This window comes from Bradyrhizobium sp. STM 3843 (genome assembly GCF_000239815.1).
Lineage (GTDB): Bacteria > Pseudomonadota > Alphaproteobacteria > Rhizobiales > Xanthobacteraceae > Bradyrhizobium.
In genome coordinates, this window is sequence record NZ_CAFK01000089.1 from 1 (window position 1) to 5523 (window position 5523).

7 protein-coding genes are annotated in these 5523 nt (G+C 63.1%); 1 reads left to right on the plus strand and 6 read right to left on the minus strand.

From position 1 onward, the window contains the following. From BRAS3843_RS12265 to BRAS3843_RS40680, 4 genes are all read right to left on the minus strand, one after another. Positions 1-406 (minus strand): Phenylacetic acid catabolic protein (locus BRAS3843_RS12265; RefSeq protein WP_035981532.1); only part of this gene is annotated, 406 nt, incomplete at its 3' end. Positions 407-496: 90 nt separating this feature from the next. After that, positions 497-1369 carry a phenylacetic acid degradation operon negative regulatory protein PaaX gene (gene paaX, locus BRAS3843_RS12270; protein ID WP_008969208.1) on the minus strand — a complete coding sequence of 291 codons (873 nt, stop codon included), beginning with the start codon at positions 1367-1369 and terminating at the stop codon, positions 497-499. 93 nt (positions 1370-1462) lie between these two features. Continuing rightward, entirely contained in the window at positions 1463-1939 is a 477-nt protein-coding gene (locus tag BRAS3843_RS12275) for a phasin (RefSeq protein ID WP_008969209.1), read from the minus strand. A 164-nt stretch (positions 1940-2103) separates the two neighbouring features. Then, a complete protein-coding gene (locus BRAS3843_RS40680; protein WP_008969210.1) occupies positions 2104-2709 on the minus strand; it encodes a hypothetical protein in 606 nt (201 codons plus the stop codon). Positions 2710-2876: 167 nt separating this feature from the next. Between BRAS3843_RS40680 and BRAS3843_RS12285 the strand changes: the two genes are divergently transcribed. Continuing rightward, positions 2877-3797, plus strand: a complete 921-nt coding sequence (locus BRAS3843_RS12285; RefSeq protein WP_008969211.1) for an alpha/beta hydrolase — start codon at positions 2877-2879, stop codon at positions 3795-3797. A 190-nt stretch (positions 3798-3987) separates the two neighbouring features. On the opposite strand, the gene BRAS3843_RS12290 is transcribed toward BRAS3843_RS12285, so the two are convergent. Further along, positions 3988-4992, minus strand: a complete 1005-nt coding sequence (locus BRAS3843_RS12290) for an alpha/beta hydrolase (protein ID WP_008969212.1) — start codon at positions 4990-4992, stop codon at positions 3988-3990. Between the two features lie 135 nt (positions 4993-5127). Continuing rightward, positions 5128-5388 carry a DUF6489 family protein gene (locus tag BRAS3843_RS12295; RefSeq protein WP_008969213.1) on the minus strand — a complete coding sequence of 87 codons (261 nt, stop codon included), beginning with the start codon at positions 5386-5388 and terminating at the stop codon, positions 5128-5130. Positions 5389-5523 lie beyond the last annotated feature (135 nt).

The window sequence follows — 5523 nt, forward strand, 5'->3', positions numbered from 1 at the left end:
CGATATCTGCCCAGGTCAGGGTCGGATAGTTGAAGATCGAGGAATATTTGGCCTTGCCGGCCAGCATCGCGTCGACCAGCTCCTCACGCGAGGCGCCGAGCGTCTCGGCGGCGGCATAGAGATAGAGCCCGTGGCCGCACTCGTCCTGCACCTTGGCGAGCAGCGCGGCCTTGCGGCGCAGGCTTGGCGCGCGCGTGATCCAGTTGCCCTCCGGCAGCATGCCGACGATCTCGGAATGGGCGTGCTGGGAAATCTGCCGGATCAGCGTCTTGCGGTAGGCGGCGGGCATCCAATCATTGGGCTCGATGCGCTCCTCGGCATCGACACGCGCCTGAAAGCGCGCCGTCCGCGCCACGTCCTCCGCGAGAGTGCCCTCCTCGGGCGTATTGAGCGCCTGCGTATACATGCGGCGACGTGTCCTCCCAGGACTTGGTTGCCGCTAACATATAACAAAATCTAATCTACGCAATCCATTTTTGTAATATATCAGCGCAGATCATCCATCGCCGAAGCGGCGCGCGAGCGCCGCTCCGGCAGGCCGCAGCGGACCATTCTCGTCGGTGCCGTGGTCGTCGAGCCAGCGCTCGGAGCCGGCCAGCAGCGCGCGATAGATCTCGCCGCACAGCACCCGCGCCGGCCGTCCCGGCCAGTCCTTGGGCAGCAGTTCCGCCGGTAACAAGGGATCGCGCAGCACAATGCGCCGGTAATGATGGATCAGCAGAATGCGCGCGGTGAAAGCGTCGGCATCGGACAGCGTTTCCTGCTTCCGCAGACAGGCCTGCAGTGGCGCAAAGGTGGCCATGAACTTCAGATAGGCCCCCGCGGTGCGCTCGAGCGCCCAGCTTTCGGCGAGCAGGCGCCGCGCCATGTCGGGAGCGGCGGAGGCGTCGAGCCGAAGCCCGCCCCTCGCCTCCTCCGGCACAGCGGTGCCGGCCGGCGCGACAAAGACGCCGGGCAGCGGACTGCCAAAGCCGGCATTCTTGAGCGCGTCCCGCGCGGCCTCGCGCTGATCGCTCTGGCTGATCAAGAGCAGCTCGAAACTGCCGGTCCATTCCGTCGGCGGCGGATCGTAGATGTGGCGGGTCGCCGCGGCAAAGGTCTGCTGCCCCTGCCTGACCAGGCGATAGAAGCTGTTGCGGCCGACCTTGCTGCGCTCGAACCAGCCTTCAGCGGTAAGCCGCGACATCGCAGTGCGCACCACATTGCCGTCGATGTCGAGGCCTGCGAAGAACTCCAGCAGCGTCCCCAGCCACACTGTCCCGCCGCGCGGCACGATGGCATCACCAAACACGGTGATGATGAGCGAGCCGGTGCGCGAGGGCTCGCCTTTGAGCTGATCGATGATGCGGGAGAGCGGCTGCGGCGGCATGGTGGTCCACGCATAGCCTGTTTTGCCGCGATCCACCAAAAAAGAAGGCCCGCAAGATGCGGGCCAGGGCATTTCGGTATGTGCCTGATGCGATCAGGCCGACTTGGTATAGGTCTTGGCGAAGTTGTCCTGCAAGGTCTTGGCGCCATCGGTCACGAGCTTGCCGAAATATTCGGTGCTCGACTTCGCCCGCGAGATGAGCGCTTCGCCGCGCGCCCGCGCGAGTTCCGACTGAATCTGCACGGCTTCGCTGATCGTCTTGGCAGACGCCAGCTTGTCCAGCCCGTCGAAGAACGCCTCGGTGTCCTCATGGATCGCCTGCTGGATGTTGCGGCCGATCTTGGTCGCTTCGCTGACGCCGTCAGCAACAGCGGTCTCGATCGCAGCCGTCACTCTTTCCGAGCCGGCGAAGGCATCGGCAACGCGTTCCTTGGCCGTCGCGGTCGCCTTCTTGACGAACTCGCGCGCGGATTCCGGCACTTCCATATTCTGCATGTTCTTCAGCGCGTCGGTCACCGGGGCAAAGGCCTCCTTGACGCTGTCGAATGCAGTCGCGGTATCATTGGTCATCGTTTCTCTCCATCCTCTGCTGAGCTATGGGCTCCCACCCCGTCCGTATTGGCCCGGGGCTCCATAGTCATGCCATGCCTAATGCCGCATTGCAACAAAAATGTTGCATTGCAGCATTGGATGTCATTTTTATGGGGGAGGTGGAGACCGGCGGCAGCCAGCGCTCAGCCGGCGTCTTTCGCCCCCTCGATACCCTCGGTTCCCGAAGCGGCCGGACGCCGGGAACGCGTCCGCTGGGCTCGGGGAGCAGCGACCTTAGGGGCGGCAGCTGCTTCCTTTGGAGCGGCAGTTTCCTCAGGAGCAGCAGCTTCCTCCTTGGGAGCGGCAGCTTCATTGGGAGCGGCTGCTTCAGTAGGAGCCACAGCTTCCGCGAGAGCGGCAGTTTCCGTAGGAGCGGCAGTTTCCGGAGGAACGGCAGCTTCAGTCGGGACAGTAACTTCCTTGGGGGCGGCAGTTTCCTTGATAGCGGCAGCCTCCACCATTCGAAGCAGCAGCGCTTTGATCTCGCTCAATTCGAGTTCGATCGCCTGCAGCCGCTCGCTCATGTCCTTCAACTGGCCGCGGCTGGGCAGATTCATGTTGTTGAAGTAGCTTTCCATCAGATCGGCCATATGTTTCTGCGCTCCCGAGGCGAAGGCACTCCGATCGCTTGCCTGGCGTCCCGGTGGCAAGGAACCCAGGCCTTGCTTGGCGAAGGCCGCAAAGCCCTTCTGCATCTCCCCGACCATTTGCTGCCATAACGCGATTGCATCACCAGTCTTGTCGACCATCGCCATTCTCCTTGTCACCAAGCGAGATCACGGGACTCAGCACCTGTACCCGCCAAGATATCATGCAGGCATCGGCGATGCGCAAATGATGCGACATGTGCAGGCCTCCTCCCCAGTTCGATAACATGCGATACAGTTCCACCGGCTTTGAAACGAGGAACCCAGTTGTGACCGCAATTGCTCATCAGCCCCAGCATATCGCGCGCGCCAATGGTATCGACATCTGCTACGAAATTTTTGGCGATCCCGCTGCAGAGCCGCTGGTGCTGATCATGGGGCTCGGCGGCCAGATGTTGATCTGGGACGATGAGTTCTGCGCGCAGCTTGCAAGCCGCGGCTTCCGCGTCATCCGCTTCGACAACCGCGACATCGGCCAATCCAGCAAGATGCATGGCGGCAAACGGCTCACGCCGTTCGAACTGCTGAAGCTGCGGTTCTTTCATCTTCCGGTGTCGGCTCCCTACAAGCTCATCGACATGGCCAAGGATACGGTCGGTCTGTTGGACGCGCTCTCGATCAAGTCTGCGCATCTAGTCGGCGCCTCGATGGGCGGCATGATCGCGCAGGAGATCGCATTGTCGTTTCCCGAGCGGGTGCGGTCATTGACCTCGATCATGTCGACCACGGGCAATCCTCGGATTCCGCCACCGAGCCGCGAGATCGCCATGATGCTGATGATGCCGGCGCCGAAGACCAAGGAGCAATATGTCGAGCGCTTTTCCAGGACCTGGAAGATGCTGCGGGCCGGCTCCTTTCCGGAAGACGAAGCGCGCGACCGGGCGCTTGCCGAGCGCTGCTTCGCCCGCGGCATCAATACGGCCGGCGTCGGCCGGCAATTGCGCGCTATCCTGGCTTCCGGCAGCCGCAAGCCCCGGCTGCATCTGGTGGAGGTGCCGACATTGGTGATCCACGGCACCCGGGATCCGCTGGTGCATCCCTCCGGCGGACGCGACACGGCGGAGTCGATTCCGAATGCCAAGCTCCTGATGATCGAGGGCATGGGCCATGCCTTGACGATCCGGACCTGGCCGCAGATCATCGACGCGATTGCAGCCCATGCGCATGGCGCGAGTGCGCAGGCGGCTTGACCCAATTGGAAATGAGTTGTTGCCGCAAAACCGGCGTCGTCCCTGCGCACGCAGGGACCCATAACCACCTGCGTTAGTTGTTGAGCCGATCTGGAGCTCCAGCCCGCCTGACCACGACCTCCTGTGGCTATGGGCCCCTGCTTTCGCAGGGGCGACAGCGAATTTTGGCCGAGAGTCCTATCTCATCATCTCAGCCAAACCGGCGCCGGCGCCATTCGATCAGCTTGGCGCTGACCTCCTCCGGCTGCTCCTGCTGCGTCCAATGGCCGCTGTTGCGCACCAGGTATTTCTCAAGATCAGGCACCAGCTTTTCCATGCCATCGGTAGCCGAGGGTGGCAGCACGGCATCGTGCTCGGCCATGATCATCAGCGCCGGCACGCGGACGGTGTGATCGAGGCCTTCCGCCCTCCGCCAGTTGCGCGACATGTTGCGGTACCAGTTGATACCACCGGTGAAGCCGGTTCTCTGGAAAGTCTCGACAAAGACCTGCTTCTCCTGCTCCGACAGGATCGGCTGGCGCGCATCGCGACTGGCGTCATACGCCGCGACCATCTGCGGGAAGGCAAGATTGACCGTCTTCGCTGCAACGATGCCTGCCACCGGCGGCTCCTTCGCTCCGTCATCACTGCGCGGCACCGGCTTGCGCATGAAGGCGTCGAAGGTCTGCTCGACTCGGCTGCCGAAGATGCGATCCGGCTCGCGCGCGGGATCCTGGAACTGGACGATGTACATCGTCTCGCCGAAGCGCTTGCGCATGATGTCGATCGGATCGGCGGGCGCGCGGGGAAGATGCGGCGTGTTGACGCCGACCACGCCAGCGACGCGGTCGAGATAGCGCAGCGGCATCTGCCAGACGACAAAGCCGCCCCAGTCGTGGCCGACGAAGATCGCCTTGTCGATCTTAAGGTGGTCGAGCAAGCCGACCAAATCGGCCGTCAGATGCTCGATATCATAGGCCTCGACCGGCTCCGGCCGGTCAGTCGCGCCGTAGCCGCGCTGGTCGGGTGCGATCACGCGGATGCCGGCTTCGCTGAGCCTCGTGATCTGGTGCCGCCAGGAGAACGCCAGTTCAGGCCAGCCATGGCACAAGACCATGGGCGGCCGATCCGTGGCCGGTCCCGCCTCGTAATAGCCCATCCGGATGCCGTTGGTCGCGGCAAACTGCAGCGGCGGCATGACCGTGGCGTCGCTCATGCGTCCCTCCTGTCCCTGCCTTTTGTTGTAGCGGCCAGGCGCCTCAGCGGCGCCTGCGCCCATCATCGTGCAGATCGTGGAAGGTCGATGCAACCCGCCTGCGGCCCGTTCAGCCGAGTAATTCGAATGAAGCGATCAGGCCGATTTCCGGTCGCTCGAGCGGCTGCCGCCGAGCCCGGTCATCGTCACAAACAGGTCCTGGAATTTCTCCGCCAGCTTCGGATCGAAGCTGAACCAGCTCTGTAGCAGAGCTTCCGGAGCCATCTTGTCGATGTTGCTCATCATCTGCTGCTGCAGCTTATCCATGACGGCCATCTGCATCGGGCCGACGTCAGGGAGCCCAAAGAATTGCCGCGCCTCCAGCGGAGTGCAATCGATCTCGACGTTGACTTTCATATCCCGCTCCGCGCTATTCGAACCGCCCTCGTGCCGCCACTCTGAACAACCCCGCCCCGACCCGCCAAGTCCTTCGAGACCAAGTCCTCCGAGACCAAGTCCTTCGAGCCCCATCGCATCGAGAAGTGCTGACCA

Excerpts from the sequence above, each read along its gene's own strand:
- paaX (WP_008969208.1), bottom strand. The coding sequence starts at position 1,369 with ATGCCGCCGCAGCCGCTCTCCCGCATCATCGATCAGCTCAAAGGCGAG.
- BRAS3843_RS12275 (WP_008969209.1), bottom strand. The coding sequence starts at position 1,939 with ATGACCAATGATACCGCGACTGCATTCGACAGCGTCAAGGAGGCCTTT.
- BRAS3843_RS40680 (WP_008969210.1), bottom strand. The coding sequence starts at position 2,709 with ATGGTCGACAAGACTGGTGATGCAATCGCGTTATGGCAGCAAATGGTC.
- BRAS3843_RS12290 (WP_008969212.1), bottom strand. The coding sequence starts at position 4,992 with ATGAGCGACGCCACGGTCATGCCGCCGCTGCAGTTTGCCGCGACCAAC.
- BRAS3843_RS12295 (WP_008969213.1), bottom strand. The coding sequence starts at position 5,388 with ATGAAAGTCAACGTCGAGATCGATTGCACTCCGCTGGAGGCGCGGCAA.